At 56.4% G+C, this 17,706-nt stretch carries 16 protein-coding genes; 6 read left to right on the top strand and 10 right to left on the bottom strand.

Going from position 1 to position 17,706, the window contains the following annotated elements; translation table 11 throughout:
• Nucleotides 1-45 precede the first annotated feature (45 nt).
• The 4 genes from OK142_RS23385 to argH all read right to left on the bottom strand — a co-directional run bounded on the left by OK142_RS23385 (nucleotide 46) and on the right by argH (nucleotide 4,066).
• Entirely contained in the window at nucleotides 46-873 is an 828-nt protein-coding gene (locus OK142_RS23385) for an ABC transporter substrate-binding protein (RefSeq protein WP_498685543.1), read from the bottom strand.
• Nucleotides 874-955: 82 nt separating this feature from the next.
• Nucleotides 956-1,726 carry an amino acid ABC transporter ATP-binding protein gene (locus tag OK142_RS23380; RefSeq protein ID WP_498685542.1) on the bottom strand — a complete coding sequence of 257 codons (771 nt, stop codon included), beginning with the start codon at nucleotides 1,724-1,726 and terminating at the stop codon, nucleotides 956-958.
• A 10-nt stretch (nucleotides 1,727-1,736) separates the two neighbouring features.
• Entirely contained in the window at nucleotides 1,737-2,609 is an 873-nt protein-coding gene (locus tag OK142_RS23375) for an amino acid ABC transporter permease (protein WP_498685540.1), read from the bottom strand.
• Nucleotides 2,606-4,066 (bottom strand): argininosuccinate lyase, encoded by a 1,461-nt coding sequence (gene argH / locus OK142_RS23370; RefSeq protein WP_498685538.1) that lies wholly within the window; start codon nucleotides 4,064-4,066, stop codon nucleotides 2,606-2,608. The genes OK142_RS23375 and argH overlap by 4 nt, the downstream gene beginning before the upstream one ends.
• Before the next feature lie 153 nt (nucleotides 4,067-4,219).
• Between argH and OK142_RS23365 the strand changes: the two genes are divergently transcribed.
• Nucleotides 4,220-5,119: a LysR family transcriptional regulator gene (locus OK142_RS23365; protein ID WP_498685536.1), complete on the top strand. Its 900-nt coding sequence runs from the start codon at nucleotides 4,220-4,222 to the stop codon at nucleotides 5,117-5,119.
• Between the two features lie 18 nt (nucleotides 5,120-5,137).
• Here the strand turns inward: OK142_RS23365 and OK142_RS23360 are convergent, their stop codons facing one another.
• The 4 genes from OK142_RS23360 to OK142_RS23345 form a co-directional block, all read right to left on the bottom strand.
• Nucleotides 5,138-5,614, bottom strand: coding sequence for a GNAT family N-acetyltransferase (locus OK142_RS23360; protein ID WP_498685534.1), 477 nt, complete (start codon nucleotides 5,612-5,614; stop codon nucleotides 5,138-5,140).
• 239 nt (nucleotides 5,615-5,853) lie between these two features.
• Nucleotides 5,854-7,113: a S41 family peptidase gene (locus tag OK142_RS23355; protein WP_498685533.1), complete on the bottom strand. Its 1,260-nt coding sequence runs from the start codon at nucleotides 7,111-7,113 to the stop codon at nucleotides 5,854-5,856.
• 135 nt (nucleotides 7,114-7,248) lie between these two features.
• Nucleotides 7,249-7,836, bottom strand: a complete 588-nt coding sequence (locus OK142_RS23350) for a DMT family transporter (RefSeq protein WP_498685531.1) — start codon at nucleotides 7,834-7,836, stop codon at nucleotides 7,249-7,251.
• On the bottom strand, nucleotides 7,827-8,207 hold the full coding sequence (locus OK142_RS23345) for a hypothetical protein (protein ID WP_498685529.1): 381 nt from the start codon (nucleotides 8,205-8,207) through the stop codon (nucleotides 7,827-7,829). Before OK142_RS23345 ends, OK142_RS23350 begins: the two co-directional genes overlap by 10 nt.
• 133 nt (nucleotides 8,208-8,340) lie before the next feature.
• Between OK142_RS23345 and OK142_RS23340 the strand changes: the two genes are divergently transcribed.
• Nucleotides 8,341-8,772, top strand: a complete 432-nt coding sequence (locus tag OK142_RS23340) for an Lrp/AsnC family transcriptional regulator (RefSeq protein ID WP_498685599.1) — start codon at nucleotides 8,341-8,343, stop codon at nucleotides 8,770-8,772.
• A gap of 127 nt (nucleotides 8,773-8,899) precedes the next feature.
• Here the strand turns inward: OK142_RS23340 and OK142_RS23335 are convergent, their stop codons facing one another.
• Both OK142_RS23335 and OK142_RS23330 read right to left on the bottom strand, forming a co-directional pair.
• Nucleotides 8,900-9,298: a hypothetical protein gene (locus OK142_RS23335; RefSeq protein WP_498685527.1), complete on the bottom strand. Its 399-nt coding sequence runs from the start codon at nucleotides 9,296-9,298 to the stop codon at nucleotides 8,900-8,902.
• A gap of 245 nt (nucleotides 9,299-9,543) precedes the next feature.
• A complete protein-coding gene (locus OK142_RS23330; protein ID WP_498685526.1) occupies nucleotides 9,544-10,101 on the bottom strand; it encodes a GNAT family N-acetyltransferase in 558 nt (185 codons plus the stop codon).
• A 419-nt stretch (nucleotides 10,102-10,520) separates the two neighbouring features.
• Between OK142_RS23330 and OK142_RS23325 the strand changes: the two genes are divergently transcribed.
• From OK142_RS23325 to OK142_RS23310, 4 genes are all read left to right on the top strand, one after another.
• Nucleotides 10,521-12,227 (top strand): hypothetical protein, encoded by a 1,707-nt coding sequence (locus OK142_RS23325; RefSeq protein WP_498685524.1) that lies wholly within the window; start codon nucleotides 10,521-10,523, stop codon nucleotides 12,225-12,227.
• Complete coding sequence (locus tag OK142_RS23320) at nucleotides 12,224-12,847, top strand: hypothetical protein (RefSeq protein ID WP_498685522.1); 624 nt, start codon at nucleotides 12,224-12,226, stop codon at nucleotides 12,845-12,847. The genes OK142_RS23325 and OK142_RS23320 overlap by 4 nt, the downstream gene beginning before the upstream one ends.
• Nucleotides 12,847-15,279 carry an AAA family ATPase gene (locus OK142_RS23315; protein WP_498685520.1) on the top strand — a complete coding sequence of 811 codons (2,433 nt, stop codon included), beginning with the start codon at nucleotides 12,847-12,849 and terminating at the stop codon, nucleotides 15,277-15,279. The genes OK142_RS23320 and OK142_RS23315 overlap by 1 nt, the downstream gene beginning before the upstream one ends.
• Before the next feature lie 297 nt (nucleotides 15,280-15,576).
• Complete coding sequence (locus OK142_RS23310; RefSeq protein ID WP_498685518.1) at nucleotides 15,577-17,622, top strand: patatin-like phospholipase family protein; 2,046 nt, start codon at nucleotides 15,577-15,579, stop codon at nucleotides 17,620-17,622.
• Nucleotides 17,623-17,706 lie beyond the last annotated feature (84 nt).

Raw genomic sequence — 17,706 nt, 5'->3', positions numbered from 1 at the left:
CGAAACGAACGCGACCGGGTGAATTTGTAACCGACGTTCTGCTGTTTATTTGGCAGCTTCACCGTTGATGTAGATGCCGTCCAGCAACGTGCCTTCCAGTCCGTGCTTTGCGAAGATCGCCTTGTACTCGCCTGAGTCCATGAGAGCCTTAAGGGCGCCTGCATAGGCATCGCGCAATGCAGTGTCCTTCTTGGAGAAAGCGATACCTTGGTAAACGGTGGTGATGGGCTCGCCGACGATGGCATAGGTATCCTTTTCCAGTGTCAGCAGGTAGGGCAGGGTTTCCGAGCCCTGAACCGCACCATCCAGGCGGCCCTGCTTCAGCTGGGCGCGCGCATCCGCCGAGCCCTCCGTGCCAACCACCTTGATGGCGGCAAGCCCCTTGGCCTCGCAATTTGCCACGCTCCATTTTGCAGTTTCATCCGGGAAGGACGTCCGGCGGCTCATGCCCACCGTCTTGCCGCAGAAGTCGGCCGGGGTCTTGAACTCCTCCTTGCGCGCCGCTGAGGTGTAGAACTGCGCACCGGATTTCATGTAATCGACGAAGTCGAGTGTATCGCGGCGCTTCGGAAGATCGCTCATGCCGCTATGAATGAGATCGACGCGACCCGTCTGGAGCGACGAGATCATCTGTTCGAAACCGATATCCGCCCATTCGACCGTGGTGCCAAGTTGCTTGGCAAGCGCCACGCCAAGATCGATATCGACCCCCACCAGCGTGTTGGTCGCCGGGTCCTTGTATTCCATCGGCGGATAATTGGGTTGGTTTGCGACGACGACCTTGCCCGCTGACTTGATGCGGTCCGGCAGGCCTTCGGCATGCACCACCGTAGAGGCGACAAGTACGGCGACGGTGATAAGAGCTGTTTTCATGTGAATTCCCCTTTTTATAAGCTGACTGGTTTGGTGTAGTTGTGTAGCGCGGGCCGCGCCGGAATGACCGGCCCGATCGATTTCAGCTGTGAACTGCCCTGATAAACTCCATGGTACGAGGGCTTTTCGGCGTACTGAGAACTTCAGAAGCAGGGCCGACCTCGACCACCTTGCCCGCCTCCATGAAGGCGACGGTGTTTGCAACGTTGCGGGCAAAGCCAAGTTCGTGCGTCACCACGATCATGGTCATGCCGCTTGCGGCGAGATCCTTCATCACATCCAGGACTTCGGAGACGAGTTCCGGGTCGAGCGCGGACGTCGGTTCGTCGAACAGGATCAGCTCGGGGCGCATGCACATCGCGCGGGCAATTGCCACGCGTTGCTGCTGACCGCCGGATAATTGCGAGGGATAATGTCCGGCCTTGTCGCCCAACCCCACGCGGACAAGCAAATCTTGTGCGCGCTTGCGGACATCGGCTACCGGCTCGCGCAGAACCTGGACCGGGCCTTCCATGACGTTTTCCAACGCAGTCTTGTGCGGAAACAGGTTGAAGCGCTGGAATACCATGCCGACGCGGCGGCGCTGCCGCGACATTTCCACATCGCTGATTTCGTGCAGGTTGTCGCCTTCGCGGCGATAGCCGACCAGCTCATCATTGACCCAGATTGCTCCGGCGTTCATTTTTTCGAGCTGGTTGATGCAACGCAGAAAGGTGCTCTTTCCCGACCCGGAAGGGCCGATGATGCAGCAGACCTCTCCCTTGGCGATTTCCAGACTGACCTTGTCGAGCGCCGTGAAAGTCCCATAAAGCTTGGTGACGTCAACGGCCTTTACAACGATTTCCTTGCTCATCTCATCCCCCTCACATCGATGCGCTGACGGCTTTGCTGCCGCGGCCGAAATACTGCTCGATATAATGCTGGACGACGGACAGGACGGAGACGACCGCGAGATACCAGAAGCTGGCAACCAGCAACAATTCCAGCACGCGCGTATTCGCGAAATAGATGATCTGCGCATTGTGCAGGATTTCCGAATACTGGATGACGCTTGCAAGCGAGGTGAGCTTGACCATGCCGATCACCTCGTTTCCGATCGGCGGAACCATGACGCGCATGGCCTGCGGAAGCACGATGCGGCGCAACATCATCATTTGCGTCATGCCGATGGAGCGGGCTGCTTCATACTGTCCGCTATCCACAGACAGAAGACCGCTACGCACAACTTCGGACGTGTAGGCGCCTTGGGAAATACCAAGGCCCAGCATGGCCGCGACGAACGGCGTCATGATATCGACCGTGCGGACCTCGAACAGGCCGGGAATTCCCATCGTGGGGAAAATCAGCGCCAGGTTGAACCAGATCATCAGTTGCAGCAGCGCCGGCGCGCCCCGGAAGATCCATACATAGCCAACTGCGATGGAGGAGAGGACCGGATTCCCCGATACGCGCATCAGGGCGATAATCACACCAAGCACGATGCCGAGCGTCATGGCGGCCACGGTCATGACCAGCGTGCTCTGCAGCCCCTGCAGGATCGCCGGTGCAAAGATAAAATCGCGGACATAGCTCCACTCGATCTGGCCGACACTGAAGGCACGGACAAGCGCTGCGAGAGCCAGAAGAACGAGTGCTGCCGCGACCATGCGCCCAGTATGGCGTTTGGGAACGAGCGTCAGGTGGGCGATCTCGTATTTCTGGTCGTGGGGTGCGGGATGGGTGTCGGACATGCTCATCGTGCACCTCGTTCGCGTCTTGAGGCCGCGTCGTGGCCGGAAAGATTCAGCGTGCTGACAGCGAATGTCTTCCTTGCTTCCAGCGCAACGGTGAAGCGTTCGATCTGCTCGCGGACCTTGACCGGCGCTGTCGACCCAAAGCCGGTGCGGCTGGCAAGCGCGCCTTCCAATGTGATCGCCTTGAGGACAGCGGGTGCGAGGCGCGCGTCGATTCTGGGCAGGTCTTCCTCGCTCAGACTGCCAAGGTCGTGGCCTTGCTCTTCGCAATAGCGGACCACAGCGCCGGTGATGTCATGCGCCTGCGCGAACGGAACATTTTGCGAGACAAGCCAGTCCGCAACCTCTGTTGCCAGCGTAAATCCCTTTGGCGCTTCGTCGCGCAGCTTGACCACATCGAATTCCAGCGTTTCTACCATGCCTGCGAAAGCTGGCAGGATGAGTTCGAGAATGTCGATGCTTTCAAAGAGTGCGCGCTTGTCTTCTGCGAGGTCACGGTTGTAGGCAAGCGGCATTGCCTTCATTGTTGCCAGGAAACCGGCGATGTTGCCGATGAGAGTGCCGCTCATGCCGCGGGTCAGTTCAGCGATATCCGGGTTCTTTTTCTGCGGCATGATGGAGGAGCCGGTTGAGTAGGAATCATGCAGCCTGACCCAGCTGAACTGCTTGGAACTCCAGATGCAGATTTCCTCCGCAAGGCGTGACAGGCTGATGGCCACCAGCGAGCAGATGAACAGGAATTCGGCCACATGATCGCGTGCCGAAACCGCGTCGATGGAATTCTCGCAGGCTGCTGTATAACCAAGCTCGACCGCCGACAGATCGGGGCGGCAGGCGATGCCCGAACCAGCCAGTGCGGCGGCACCCAGCGGCGAACGGTCGAAACGCCGGTCGAAATCCTCGAAGCGCTCCAGGTCGCGAAGCAGGCTCTGTGCATGCGCCATGAGATGATGGCCGAGCACGACGGGTTGGGCAGGCTGCAGATGCGTAAAACCGGGCATCACCGTTTCCGTGTGCCGTGCGGCCTGCGAGACCAGCGCCAGTTCGATTTCGACAATGCCGCGGGACAGCTCCCGCGCCATGCGGCGAAGATACAGGCGGGTATTGTTGGAGGTCTGGTCGTTGCGCGAGCGCCCGGCGCGCAGCTTGCCCCCCAGCACGCCGAGACGCTGCATCAGCAAGCGTTCGAGGAAGGTGTGAATGTCTTCATCGGCAGCGATAGGTTTTTCGTTTCCTGTCGCAACATCGGTCTCGATATGGTCGAGCGTTTCACGGATCGTGGCGAATTCTGCCTCATCCAGTACGCCTGCACGCTTCAATTCGGATGCATGGGCACGCGAACCGGCAAGATCCTCGCGGTAAAGCCGGAAGTAAGAGGGGTGCGAGCGAGAAAGATTGGCAAGTGCTTCCGAGGGGCCGGACTTAAAGCGTCCACCCCAGAGCTGGGTCGGCTCCGACATGATAGTTCCCTTTTTGTTTAATATTGAGGCAATGCTCCTATTTGCCGGGAATTAAGGCAAGCGAAGTTAATTCGCTTGCCTATGACAAAAACGACTAGTTAGATTTAGCGCAGAGGATTAGTCTGAAATCGACTGAAAGGGCGAGGTGCGCGTATGTCTGGCCGCAAGCAATTTCCCTCCATGACGGCACTACAGGTTCTGCTGGCCGTGGCCGAACGCGGCTCGACAAGTGCTGCCGCAGAGCCGCTCGCGCTTTCGCAAAGTGCAGTCAGCAAGCAATTGATCGGATTGGAAGAACTCATCGGTGGTCCGGCTTTCCAGCGCACGCCGAACGGCATGGTTCCAACCGAGTTGGGCGCCATCTACATCGAGCATGCCCGTACCGCGATCAAGGCAATGGAAGATGCGGCTCTAAAGGTCGCTCGCCTCAAACCAGGGCCGCGTGTTCTTCGTCTTCAGGTGCCGCCGATCTTCGGTGACCGCTGGCTTTTACCGCGCTTTGTTCAATTTACTGAGGGCCATCCTGAAATCGAAGTGCAGTTTACGACCTTCGTGTCAAAAACACAGACCGAGATTCCAGATGGAAGCGTGCGCTTCCTGGTGAGTCCAGCTCCAGATGAGGACGGCACATATCTTTTCGGCAATGACATTCGCCTGGTCAGCGCCGCATCCTACTGGGAAAAGCTTGGCAATCCCGGGACCATCGAAGCCGCAGCGCGGGGTGTCATGCTGGAGCATCCACAGACCCCGTTCCATTGGCCATTCTTCGTGCAGGCGAATGGATTGCACGGGCTGGAGGTTCGCCACACGATGCGTTTCGGCTATTATACAATGGTTATCCGCGCGGCTCTGGCAGGGCAGGGCATGGCGCTTATCCCGCATGGCCTGATTGCCGATGAACTTGTTGCCGGCCGCCTTGTCAATCCCGGAGGGTTGGGCTTCCGGAGTGACCATGGATACTGGTTCACCAAGCCGGGCAACATTCCCACAAGCCAGTCGATGCGTCTTTTTGAACAATGGCTGCACGAAGAGGCCCGTTCAACGAAAGATTAGATCGAGTTCATCCCGACGTCAGGAGGCGATGCGCTTCAGGGCATCACCATCCAGCCGATAGAAAATCTTGTCAGGTTTTTGCTGTCCGCCAATGCTGTCATAGAAACGCAGCAGGCGCTCATCATTTGCATCTGCGGTCCAGTCTATTCTTGACAGTTTGCGCTCCAGTGCCAGCTGCGCAAGGTGTGCAACGAGTTCCTGCCCGATGCCGCGGCCACGATAGGCGCTGAGAACATAAAGCTCTTTGAGGAAAAGGCCTGTTTGCAGGTATGGGCCAGGGTAGATGGCGCTGAATGCAGCAAACCCGACCACGAGACGCTGATCGGTCGCGACGATGATTTCGGCAGCTTCCGGTCGTTCCGCCAACCCCTGCAGAACTTCATCGTAGGGTGGGCAGGGCACTTGATAATACGCCTGCATTTCCTGCATCAAATCCGCAACGCTTTGTAGCAGGTCCGGATTGTGACCCAGCATTTGGATAGTGTAAGTCATCATCGTTCACACACCTGCGTCGTCTAGAACCTTTTCGATGCGATGGTCTTTCATCGAGACAGCATCGTCACGCGGGTCGAGGCCGTCAAGGCCTGCGACATGGTCTGGTAGACGGGCCTGCGGTCAGACCAGACAGCGCCCATTGCGCAGAAGCTCGCGCAACCGGGTCAGTTCCTTGCGCAGCGTCTTGATCCATTTTCCGAGGGTCGGCCGCCAGCAGTGCGGACCGAGCCGCCGTTCGTCTAATGGTCCAGACTCTTTAGAACTTGTTGATAGAACGCGCCTTGTGCATTCTCGGCAGTAGACCTTACGACCCATTCCCAATCCACGTTCAGCTTTCCTGCCGGTACCACTTGCCGCGCGATCTCAGCCGGTGTGGTTTCGTTGCTGGTTCCGTTCTCCCAGTCGTGAAAGGCTGACGAGTATCGAACGACCGCTCCGCTGATCGGCAAATCGAGCAACCCTCCCTCGGCAAAAAACATCAATCCGTCGCCCATTTCTTCCCCGATGATTTTGAGCCGACGTCCCAGACGATGTTTGAGGATGGCTACAAACACTATCGCTGCGGAAAACGTGAATTTATCGACAAGCACAACAACCTGCCTGCTTGCGTTTTCAGAGATGGCGTCGATCAAGGGCATCGTTTGAAGGAAGTCGCCACCGGTGTTTCCGCGAACGTCAATCAAGAGTCTTTTGTTCGAGAAGGTGCTTACATGCTTCGCTGCACTAGAGACGGCTTTCGGCAGCGCACTTTCGCTTGGATCGAAGAAACTTGGCAGTAATATTGAAAGCCCAAGCCCCTGCCAGTCCTTAATCTCCACAAATCTCTCGGGTCCCCAGGCGGGATCAGCCTTCCCATGCTCGTTTCTCGGGTAGAGCATCGATGCAGGAACCGTATGCCCGTTCTCCACTTTCAAATCGGTTATCTGCCCATTCTCGTCTTTCACGCGATATTCAGTCGTATTCTCTTTTGAAGAAAAACCGAGCTGAGCTAACGCATACGGCCATGCGAGAAGAATCGGTCCGATGACGCGTTTCCTCTGGCGCGTTCCGGCCAAAAATTTCTCTGCGGCGGCTTCAATTTGGCCCAAAGGTGTGCCGTTGACTGCTATCAGCTCTCCTCTTGGAGCAGTTGTTTCCAGTGCCGTGTCAGTTAACTGGACCGCCTTACCGACGCTCACAAACCTCAAAGGGAGGACCGAGATGGAATCATTCGGGATCAGCCGTGTGTGTCCGTTGTCGGGAAGCGCGAGCAGGCGCATCGCGGAAAACAGAAAGGCCTCTTTGGAACCCTCCAAAGCGTATTGTCGAGTGTCACGAATGCAGCTGTCTATCAACGCCTGTTCGATCCGCCGAAAGCTGGGATCGGTTGGCAGAACAGTCACCAGAATTTTCTCGAGGTCTTGCGTCAGGGACATGATCCACGGTGCGCATAGTTGCTCGTCGATGTCCAGATTGGGCTCGAAGCTGTCCTTCGGCGCGCGGCGGTTGAACGTCGGCAACGCGCCTTCATTTCGGCCGTTGAGACAACTTGGGCGGACGCATATAAGCAGTCGGTCCGGTTATCACTTCCGTAGAGCGCCAACACCAGACATTGCGGCTACCGCAAAACTCCCTATTCTGCAGCGTCGCAAAAGTCAGAAAAACAAGTGTCGCTTCAATTGGGAGTTTCGTGACAAACTGGACGGCGTACGCGGCTTGCTGAAAACAACAATGGCGGAACAGACGCCGACAAACTGCATAGCTACCCCAATTGCTTCGGCAGGGGTTGGGAAACGGCCCTCAAACATGAAGCCGTAGGCGAGACTGAAGATCGTTTCAGCTACGATGAGCTGAGTCGCGAGCGCCAGCGGCAAGCGACAGGAGGCAACTACCCAGCACCAGGTTGCAAACCAGGACGCGGCCAGCCCCGTCACCAGCGCCCATACGATAAAGCGAGTGGTCTCCGAAGCGGATGCCGTGTCCGCGAGATCAAACGAAGCTAATGGTAACAGGAGAAGGCTTCCGATCGCCGCGCCAATTCCTTGCGACCCTGTCCATTGCAGTCCGTCCGGCGCGTCTGCCGCTCGCATGACAGCCGCGTTCGCCAGACCATAGACGATCCAGATCGCCAGTGCCGCCAAGCTGGCGAGAACTCCGTGCAAAATTGCATTTGTATCCGCGACGTCGGTGGCGCTGACCGTCGCGGCGTTTACGATAGCTACTCCGATCGCGATCAGCGCCAAGGGCAGAGCGAGAGCTTTCCAGGGTGCGGAACGGTCCCGGATATTGGCAATGATGGCCAGGAACACCGGCATGGTGCCGATGATGAAGGGGGTACGTCAGCACCGGCGAGCTGGACGCCGAAAGCAACGCTGATGAAGTACCCGACATATCCGGCCCCGCCAAGGAGCAACCCGATCAGAATCCGTGAGCGAGTAATGCCGATGGGGCGAAACCGTCGGTCAGCCATCAGCAACAGGCAGGCCAGGCCGAAGATGCCATAGCGGGCAATCGTCAAGTCCCATGCCGTGAACGGCCCGACGGCGCGGGGCGCGATGAAGGTCAGCCCCCATAGGGCGCAAGTGGTGAGGCCGGCGATGATCCCAAGCAGCATGATTTTCTCCTATTGGAGCCATCATGCAATGCGATCCGCTCGATTTATATGCAAAAGCAAAGGCTGCTTCTGTAGATTACCTGTTATGTAGAAGGCGAACCCAGCTCAAAACCTTTAATTTAGGAAGTCAACTCTGGACGCGACGGACGCGCAGATTCTTGCCGCCCTCGATTCCGATGCTCGCTTGTCGATGAGCGAGCTCGCCCGCCTTGTCGGAATGTCATCGCCGAGCGTGTCGGAGCGTGTTCGCCGGCTTGAGGCCACCGGCGTCATCCAGGGCTTTACCGTCGATGTGGACACGCTCGCCATTGGCTACCAGATCAGGGCGATGGTGCGAATCCGGCCGCTGCCTGGCAAACTCCACCTCATCGAACGCCTCATTCAGGAGCGCCCGGAATTTGTCGAATGCGACAAGATCACCGGCGACGATCCATTCCTTGCCCGCCTCGTGGTTCATACGATCGAGCAGATGGACGATGTTCTTGAAGCGCTCTCCGAGCGCGCCGTCACCAGCACCGCCGTCATCAAGGGAACGTCCGTCAAACGACGTTTGCCGCCCCTGTAGCAAAAATCAGGACATTTGCGACTATTTCTCCAACGGCAGATGGCCGGTTAGGGCCACAGAAGACGAACGTAATTATCATCGGCAGGGTGCCTGTCAATCAATCAAATTCAAAACCGCTCGCGATGCATTAGATGGCTTTGTCGAATGCGTCTGCCTCATCTTCAGTCGTAAAGGTGAATGTGACCAGTTCACTATCATCTTCCTGACGGATGCCAACTGCAGTCACAATTAACCGAGCAATCTCATCCTGTGCTTCACTTCCCGACCGAGACGAATTCACTGTTCTCTCGATGGCTGGTGCGAATACTTCGCTGATTACACCGAGACGCATATTGTGTTTCATGATGATATCGCGATCCTCGATGATAGCGGACTGTTCAGCTTTCGGGATTCCGGCATTGTCCATTGCGGTTATTGTGGCATTCGTCGCGAGCTTGATTGGCCCCTCCTCAAGCCACCTATCAACCATCTGATGGAACTGGTGCATACGCGCAGCGGGGATTGTCTTCTGTACAGTGATCGACATCTGTGTTCCTTTGTCAGCTTCCATGCATACTGATGCGCGCTCCCTAAATGAGTGGCGGGCTATCGCAATCATCAGGAAATTGCGAGCAGCGTGTAAGGGGTCTGGTACCAAGCTTCAATGCGTTTGTTTTGAAGGTTAGCCCGCGGAGGAGCGTGGCGCGGGGCGAGAACGACGATTAAGGGCGGCTACATGGCGCGGTTTGGGGTGACTGCCGTTATGACGGCTTCCGCCAATTGCGGACGTGGTCATGCGACTGGATGCGGCCTGCGAAACAAAAGGCGGTTTCGATCATGGATGTGGCGCGCGAATACAAAACCAGCCTTCTCTAAAACCCTCTTCGAGCCGCTGTTATCCGGATGGGCCATTGCCCAGACTTCCGGTAGCTTTAGCTCACTATCTGCAAAGCTCAATGCTGCGCTGATGAGCTCGGAAGCGTAACCATTTCCCCAAACTTCCGGGCGGAAGTAGTACCCAACCTCGAAATCCCAACCTGGATCAAATGGGTCCTCGTACAAGCCACCCCATCCTATGATACGGCCGTCTGCGCGACGTATTACCACCCATGGCGCACTCCCATCACGGCGTCTTCGCCATTCATGAATCATTACCCTTCTCTGACATTCCCTCAGCGATTTATCTCTATGGGTATGCTGCATCGCCACAGGATCTCCAAGGAATTCAAATAGCTGTGGAATGTCCGCACGGCAGGGCGGGCGCAGGATCAAACGTTCAGTTTCCAAGTAAGACCTCAAAATCGGAATGGATTGCACGATGGTCAGGCAAGCATCCGAAATGCGCCCCATCCGTCAACTGATTTCTCGTTACTTTTGTGCGCTTCGGGCCGAGTAGCGACGAGACGTGCTATAATCCGGTGGCCTGACTGAGGCGACGCGGTGGGAGGAGTGGCGAGGCTTTGGCACGGACACCGGCGTACTGCGTAATCGATATCCACGGAACAAGGGCATCCTGGTAGGCCAGAAGCGCCCACTGCAGCCAAAGAACGTGGAGTCGATCCTCGCAGCTTCGGTGCGCTTTTAGTCCTTCCAACCCAGTCGGTCGATAAATACATAGTTAAGTTGTTTGATGTGTTTATATTACCTGTGAGGTGCTGTTACTGTTTACGGATGAGTTTGGACGGTAAGTAATCGGTAGTTCACCGCATAGATGACAAGGGGGAAAGGTGCCCACTGCAAGTGAAGTGACCGTACGGGAAGTGCTCGAGATGTTCGATGGCGACTTCTCAAGGGTAGCAGAAGGGGTTGCCAATGGCGAGTTCGCTTTGTGGATTGGCTCAGGCATATCGAGAAAAGCTCCCAGTCTTGGAGGCTTGATAGAGGTTGGGATCGAGGCGCTGCGCGTGCGTGCTGTGGCTCCGGCGACGAAAGAGGTGTTCTGTCCAAAGTTGGAAGAAGCGTTGCTTATGGGCGAGGGTACGCTGGCGGATCTGCGTCCCCTCTATGATCAACCTTTTGTGGAATGGCCGCAGTCTGCGGCGATACGCAACAAAATCTGGAACAAGTATTCCAGATTTTTGGACATCCGTATTCCCGGTCAGTCCGCGGATTTCATGCTGTGGGAGGCCGTCGACATTCGAACGGTATTTTCGCGTCCGACTGCTCCAGCTGCCGAGCATCTTTGTATTGCAGTTCTCGTGCTGGAAGGTGCCGTGCGGGAAATGGCATCGGGGAACTGGGACGGTTTTATTGAGGCGGCTGTTGCGCAGCTCAGCGGCGGTGCGGATGGATTGCTGCAGGTCGTTGTTGATCCGAATCATCTGCGAGGAGGCGCAGGGAATGCGCGGTTGCTGAAGTTTCACGGCTGTATCCGTCATGCCACTGATGAGGCGGGCACCTTCAGGCCCTATCTGACCGGTAGTCACACGCAAATCACAGAGTGGCCCACTCAGGACAAATTTGCGGCGGTCGTTGCAGCAATTACGGGGTTGGCGACAAACCACCATTCATTGGTGATGGGTCTTTCGATCCAAGATGCCAATCTGCAAGGTGTGTTCTCTAGGGCCAAGAAAGCCAACCCGTGGCCGTGGCCGGCCCATCCCGGGGCACCAGGGCATGTCTTTTGCGAGGATACGATCAAAGAAGGGCAGCGGGATGTCCTGAAGATTGTCTATGGGGATCATTATAACGAACATATGGCGGCGATTGAATCCGCTTCGCACTTGCGGGCATGGGCAGAGCAGGTGCTGATCGCGTTGGTGTTCGGCGTGTTGGAGCGGAAACTTGTATTGTTGATGCGCGAACGTCTGCACGGCGTTGGGCGAGATGTGGCGATCGATGATTGCGTTGCCTTTCTTCGGGAGTTGCGCAATGCTGTCGCAGGGCATGCGGTGGTTGATGCCAGTGATGAGAGTAGAACGCCATTTGTGGTTCAAGCGCTTTCAGCTTGGTCGCGTGTCCTCGCAGTTTTCCGTACCGGAGGGCTGCCCAAAATTGCCGGTGAGTACGAGCGGGTCAGCGCGTCCGGCCCGAAGCAACTTGCGGCTGACGCCAATGCGGTAACGGCGAGGTTAGGTGATTTCGCGATCGCGATGGCCATGCTCCACCACGGGCAGACGGACGGCCGTTGGCAACTTGTTACTCGTTCTAATGAGCCGCTGTCCCAAGGGGCGCTGCGCGCGCAAGGCACATGGGAGGGGGCTCCGATTCGGCCCGTTTTTGTCGTGAAGGGGGCTGGCGAGGCGTTGAGCTTGCAAAATGCTGGCGCATTGGACGACAACGGCGCGATCGTGATCCATGCCGATGCAACATGGAGCGAGATGATGGAGCGTGGCGGCAACGCGAGGCGCGTGAGAGCGGCGCCGGGACGAACTGGCCGTGTGGATACCCAGCACATCAGTCTGCAGAAGGTGCTGGAACGCGGGGCAGATACCGTGGGCATTGCGCGTGAGTTTTACACGGAGTTGGCGCTATGAGTCATTCACCGCTGATCTTGGCTATCGGCCAACGCCTGCGCGATGCGGGTTATCGAGACGTTGCCACACCCTTCAAGGTGGCTTCGGTGAATTTTGAGTTCACCGGCGCGCTCCGGGGACAAGATGGCAGGGCGTTAGATCTGGTCATTTTGGTCGACACGACCACCGGCGATGCTGGTGATACCGAGTTCCCGCGTGTGCGCCGACGGATTGAAGCGCTCAGCCGTGCCTTGGATATTTCTGGCTCGCGCCTAGTTTTGACCGTCGTGCTTGCGGGTGCGGCTACAGGCAGTGACATGGATGGACTAGCCGAAATTTGCCGCGTGCTGATTGTCGAACCGATCAAGGTCGATCTGGATGGCGTGCCGGAAGATGCGCTGGCGTTTCAGCAACTGGATGATCGCATTCGGCTACTGCTCCCGCTCGACATTCCTCCGCGCGAGGAGGGATCGGAGGGCGGGCAGACAGCCGAAGACACCTTGCTGGCACGACTGCCGGCGTCACTCGATCAAGAGTTCGTGACTGCGTTACTTGAGAGTTCGCGCCAGGGTGATGGTGCCGTGGAGCGCGAACTAGGGCGCTTCATCAGTAGGCGCATGGAAGTCAAGGAGACGTCCTGATGTATGCACAACTGCATAGCATTGATATCGAAAATTTCCGTAGTATCCGCGGGCATGTTCATGCACCGTTGGATGCGAAGGTGGTGCTGATACACGGTGAAAACGGTGCGGGTAAAACGAGCCTCTTATCGGCGATCCAATTGGCGTTGACCGGCCAAGTCGATGCGCTGCGTCGCGCCGATCCGCACTACCAGAAGCAATTGCTGCATAAGCGCGCCACAAGTGGATACGTTGAGGCCAAAGTTGGAATGGAACACCAACTCGCGACTTATCGGACCGATCTGACGCCTAGCGCTGTGAAGGTAGGGGTGTCGCTGACTGCTGAGCTTGCGGAATTCTTCGCCGAGCGCGCCTACCTTCCCCAGTCTTTGTTGGGACAGTTGTTGCAAATTTATCAGGAGTCCGGATCAGAGCTCGACTCGCCGTTGGCGCGCTTCGTCAGCAGTCTGCTGGGGTTGGATCGGCTTGATGCATTGGAGGCGGGGCTGAAGCCTGTCGTGGACGTCCGCAATCTTCGTCGAGCCGTTGATCGCTGGTCGCATGTCGAGAAGGAGAAGGAGCGTCTAGAAGCGCTCGTAAAGGTGCAGCGTGACAATAAAGCTCCCATTGTGAAAATGTTGACAAACCGGCGATTGGAGCTGGTGTCCTTATTCCAAGGGTTGGATCTGCAGCCGAAGGACAGATCGCCGGAAGATGGTGTTCAGGAGATTGAGCGCGAAGCTGTTGAGGATGAGGCCCGGCTGGCCAGCGTCACTGACCATCTACGTATGCTCGCCTCGATCCGTCGCGATATGGCAGACGGCGCCGATAATGACGCCGATACCGAGGAGGTGTTGGCCGCACGCGTGAGAGAGTCTGGCGCGACGTTGAACAGTTGGCGAGAAGCACATGGTGCGCAAGCGCTGGATGTAAGGTTGCGGGTTGAGGCGTTGTTGCCGGACGTTGCGTTAGGTGGAAACCTCAATGAATTCTATGCTGAAGCGCATCGGTTGCTTTCAGTAGAACAAGCGCAGCTGACGGCCCGTGTGAAGCGCAATCAAGATGAAGCCGCGGCGTTGACGCAGGCACGAGACCGATTCGAGGTTGCCATTACGCAGTTGCAAAGCATCGATCGCGAGGTGGCGGCGATCTCCGGCAATGCCGGTGCCTTGAGCGCGGCGTTGGCAGAGATTGCGAGCTTAATCGAGGGCGATCATTGCCCAGTATGCGGACGCGATTACAGCGAGCTGGATGAGGGCGCGTTGCAAGATCACGTGCATGCGCGCACGCGTGCTCTTTCGAGTTCTGCAGAGCGTTTGATCGTGTTGGGTCAGACCCGCAATCAGCAGCAGAGTGCCCTTGATCGGGTGGGGGAGCAAATCGAGCAACTAGTGGCTCGGCAGATCGATCCTCAGGTGTTGGCTGCTCAGGGGCGCCGTGCGAGTGAGGTGGGTGACGCACTTCAATTACTTGATGCAGTACGTGAGGTTTCCGAAGCGGGGCAACGCTTGGTGGAAGCGGACGTTGCCTCCCGCCGTGCATTCGCCCAGTTTCAGCAGCGGCAGAGCCGCCGTTTAGCGATCCAAGGCAATCTGGCCGATATCGCTGGTGCGATGCAGTTCGAAAGCCTTAGCGAAGGGGAGGCACTCATTGCATTTGCAATGCGTATCGAAGCACTGCTGACGGAGGAGCGTCAGCGGCTTGATGAACGCGTGAGAGTCCGGACCAGAGTGCGTGATATCGTTCTGGATATCAGTGGAATGAAGTCGCGTGTGGAAGAAATCGACCGTGTGATCGCCGGACATCAGGCCGTTGTAGAGCGCGTGGCGCAGGCGCTCGAACGTGGAAAGGCATTGCGTGGTCAAGCGCAAACGATTCTTAGTGAAGTTGACACCGTTCGTTCGACCATCATCCGGCGCGAGTTCAACGACCGCTTGAACAAACTATGGCGCGACCTGTTCGTCCGCTTGGCGCCGGGTGAAACGTTTGTACCGGCGTTTCGCATTCCGACCTCAGGGACGCGTCGCCTGCAGCCGGCGCTGTACACACCACATCGGGATTTGGGTGATGAAGTCGCAGGCGGTACACCTGGGGCAATGCTCAGTGCCGGAAACCTCAATACTGCTGCGCTGACCTTGTTCATTGCCCTCCACCTGTCGGTGCCTGCGCAATTGCCATGGTTGATTCTGGACGATCCGGTGCAGTCAATGGACGACATCCATATCGCTCATTTCGCGGCGCTGCTGCGAACACTCTCAAAGGAGCATGGCCGGCAGATTATGATCGCAGTGCATGATCGCCAGTTGTTTGAGTATTTGCGATTGGAGTTGAGTCCTGCATTCGCTGATGACAGTTTGGTCACGCTTGAGCTCAATCGATCCAGTCATCGGAAGACCGAATGCATTCCGCAACGCTACCGCTTCCAGGAAGAAACGGCGCTACGAGTGGCGTGAACGGACTAAGGGTTGCTGAGCAAATTTTTGACGCTGTTGTTCGGCGATCAGCAACTTAGCGAATGCTCATAAGCGTGAACTGACAAGAGATGTCGATATCTTGCTTTTACACAAGAACTTCCAGCGAATATTGATATCGGTGGTTGCATGCCGACGACTAAGCGATAGCTCGGGGCATTTCCATCGCGCTTTTATCCGACATCTTGGGATGACGAAAAAGCTTTTCAAAACAGCCAGAGTGGGCTGGATCAAGGTGACACCCTCTGATTGAATAGACGCGTCAAAAGGGAGGGACATATGTCTGTCGCTAACGTGTTCGCAGGTGTCAGTCGTCTGCGCGGAGGCATTGCGGTCACGATGATTCTGATGGGCGCAATTTTCGTTCCCGATCAAACCCGCGAACTTCTTTTCTCGTACCTCGACGAGAATACGGAACTTAAAATCAAGTTCCCTTTCCTCCTGGCTACAGTCGTCACGGGCACACTTTACGCGATAATAGTTTCCTCGACTACGTACGAGGCCTGCTGCACGGATAACTCCAACACGCTAAGGCAGAAAATCTCGTGGCGGATTGATCCCTGGTGGTTTTGTGTGGGGCTTAGCTTGCTTCCGATAGCGAGCTTGGTCATTGCCACCGTTCCAGGAAGTATTGACGAACTTGATTCAGCAATGAATGCTCTACTTCGTTACTCCAAAACTCTAGTCGCACTACTTGTTGGGGTCGTGGTCGCCTTGGTAGCCGCCCATGTCCGCAGGCGCAATAGTGCACAAGGCGAGCGACTTTGGCGTGTGGTTCATTTTTCTATCTATGCAGCTGTGACGATCAGTGTCGCCGTCGCCTATGCAGTTGCACCCGAGGACGTATCTCTTTCGCAATTCGCCACGTCCATGCTGGAGGCAGGCATAACGCCACCCGCACTATTTTTGGCTCAAACATGTGTGTTAGGCTGGCTTCTTCTCAGGCATTTCCCTAGGCGGACCGGGATACTTCGCCAGGAAATGGCGTCGTGGACTATGTTAGTTGTCGCAGTCGCACCCTTTGCCTTGTTCTGCGTCGCCTTCACTATTTCACCTCAATCTTTGCCAAGTGTGGTTGCGCCCGTTGGTCTGCTGTTTTGTTTCGGGTTTTCATTGGCGTTCGCGCTAAATATTCTAGTGATATTCAATACGAAAACCGGAATCCCTATGATTTCCATCTTGGCGGGTCTGGCCTTCGTGTTTTCGGGCTTCAACCTCAACGACAATCACCGAGTGAGGTCGGCTGATGTAGGTGCCGAACAGAGCGCGAGCGTCTCAAGCGCTCAGCGTCCATCTACCTACGACTTCGCTGATTGGCTCGCCCACCGTCCAGACATAACTAAGTTCGAGAGCTCAAAATATCCGGTCTACATCGTGGCTGCAGCAGGTGGCGGTGCATACGCTGGGTACTATTCGGCCCTCTATCTAGCGAAGATGCAGGATCGATGCCCGGACTTCGCATCGCACATTTTCGCGATTAGCGGTGTCTCAGGAGGAAGCGTCGGGTCTTCGCTTTTCCATAGCCTTCTCGGCGCCGCACCACCAGCCAATGATCACAAGGGATGCGAGGCGCCACAAGAGGAGTCTGGTGAGCTCGCGCGTCAGACGAAGGCCTTTTTTTCAGCCGATTTTCTGTCGCCGTTGCTCGCCGCCACACTTTTCAATGACTTTGCCCAACGATTTATACCTTATCCTATTCAGACTTTTGATAGGGTAAGATCACTTGAGAGATCTTTCGAACTGTCTTGGGCAGAGATATTCCCCAATCAACCGAACCCTTACACTTCTTCGGATATGTTGAATTGGACGCCGAAGTCCATCCGTCCTGCTCTTTTCCTCAATGCCACCGATGTTGAGACCGGCAGTCGGGTTGTAATCTCTCCCCTCACAATTTCTCACGCCAAGTGGCAGAGACCTCATCTTTCAGAGTCTGAGAGATTGCAGGCGGCGCTAGATCGTGAAGGAGAGGCTGAGAATTATGCCAACAGTCATTTCACTATCGACTATTTCGTGGACTTGAATGCGTCGAAGAACCTAGCTCTTAGTACTGCAGCGGCCATAAGCGCTCGCTTTCCGTTCGTTACTCCCCCTGCTTCCGTCGAAGCCGAACTGCCGTTCACTCCAGACGATGGTGACAATATCCAGAAGCGCGCATACCTCCGTTTGGTCGACGGAGGGTACAACGATAACTCCGGTGTAGCGACGGCGATGGATATTATCGACTCGATTGAGCGGGCAACCGATCCGAAGGTCCTTGAGCAGGTTCAAATCAATTTGCTTATCTTGGATGAGAGCTGGCTCGGGAAATTTGAACAGCGGGGATAAGTGGAATTTCTGCCTGACTTCGGCTTAGATGCCGTGAACAGGAGATACCATGACGAGACGACCGCGCCGGAACCACAGCCCGGC

The organism is Agrobacterium sp. BT-220-3 (assembly GCF_025910175.1).
In the GTDB taxonomy this organism is placed as follows: domain Bacteria; phylum Pseudomonadota; class Alphaproteobacteria; order Rhizobiales; family Rhizobiaceae; genus Agrobacterium; species Agrobacterium oryzihabitans.
This window is presented reverse-complemented; position numbering and strand designations above follow the sequence as displayed.

Bases quoted from the DNA above. Each gene is read 5' to 3' on its own strand.
- OK142_RS23385 (WP_498685543.1), bottom strand. From the start codon at position 873: ATGAAAACAGCTCTTATCACCGTCGCCGTACTTGTCGCCTCTACGGTG.
- OK142_RS23380 (WP_498685542.1), bottom strand. From the start codon at position 1,726: ATGAGCAAGGAAATCGTTGTAAAGGCCGTTGACGTCACCAAGCTTTAT.
- OK142_RS23375 (WP_498685540.1), bottom strand. From the start codon at position 2,609: ATGAGCATGTCCGACACCCATCCCGCACCCCACGACCAGAAATACGAG.
- argH (WP_498685538.1), bottom strand. From the start codon at position 4,066: ATGTCGGAGCCGACCCAGCTCTGGGGTGGACGCTTTAAGTCCGGCCCC.
- OK142_RS23365 (WP_498685536.1), top strand. From the start codon at position 4,220: ATGTCTGGCCGCAAGCAATTTCCCTCCATGACGGCACTACAGGTTCTG.
- OK142_RS23360 (WP_498685534.1), bottom strand. From the start codon at position 5,614: ATGATGACTTACACTATCCAAATGCTGGGTCACAATCCGGACCTGCTA.
- OK142_RS23345 (WP_498685529.1), bottom strand. From the start codon at position 8,207: ATGCTGCTTGGGATCATCGCCGGCCTCACCACTTGCGCCCTATGGGGG.
- OK142_RS23335 (WP_498685527.1), bottom strand. From the start codon at position 9,298: ATGTCGATCACTGTACAGAAGACAATCCCCGCTGCGCGTATGCACCAG.
- OK142_RS23330 (WP_498685526.1), bottom strand. From the start codon at position 10,101: ATGGGGCGCATTTCGGATGCTTGCCTGACCATCGTGCAATCCATTCCG.
- OK142_RS23325 (WP_498685524.1), top strand. From the start codon at position 10,521: ATGTTCGATGGCGACTTCTCAAGGGTAGCAGAAGGGGTTGCCAATGGC.
- OK142_RS23320 (WP_498685522.1), top strand. From the start codon at position 12,224: ATGAGTCATTCACCGCTGATCTTGGCTATCGGCCAACGCCTGCGCGAT.
- OK142_RS23315 (WP_498685520.1), top strand. From the start codon at position 12,847: ATGTATGCACAACTGCATAGCATTGATATCGAAAATTTCCGTAGTATC.
- OK142_RS23310 (WP_498685518.1), top strand. From the start codon at position 15,577: ATGTCTGTCGCTAACGTGTTCGCAGGTGTCAGTCGTCTGCGCGGAGGC.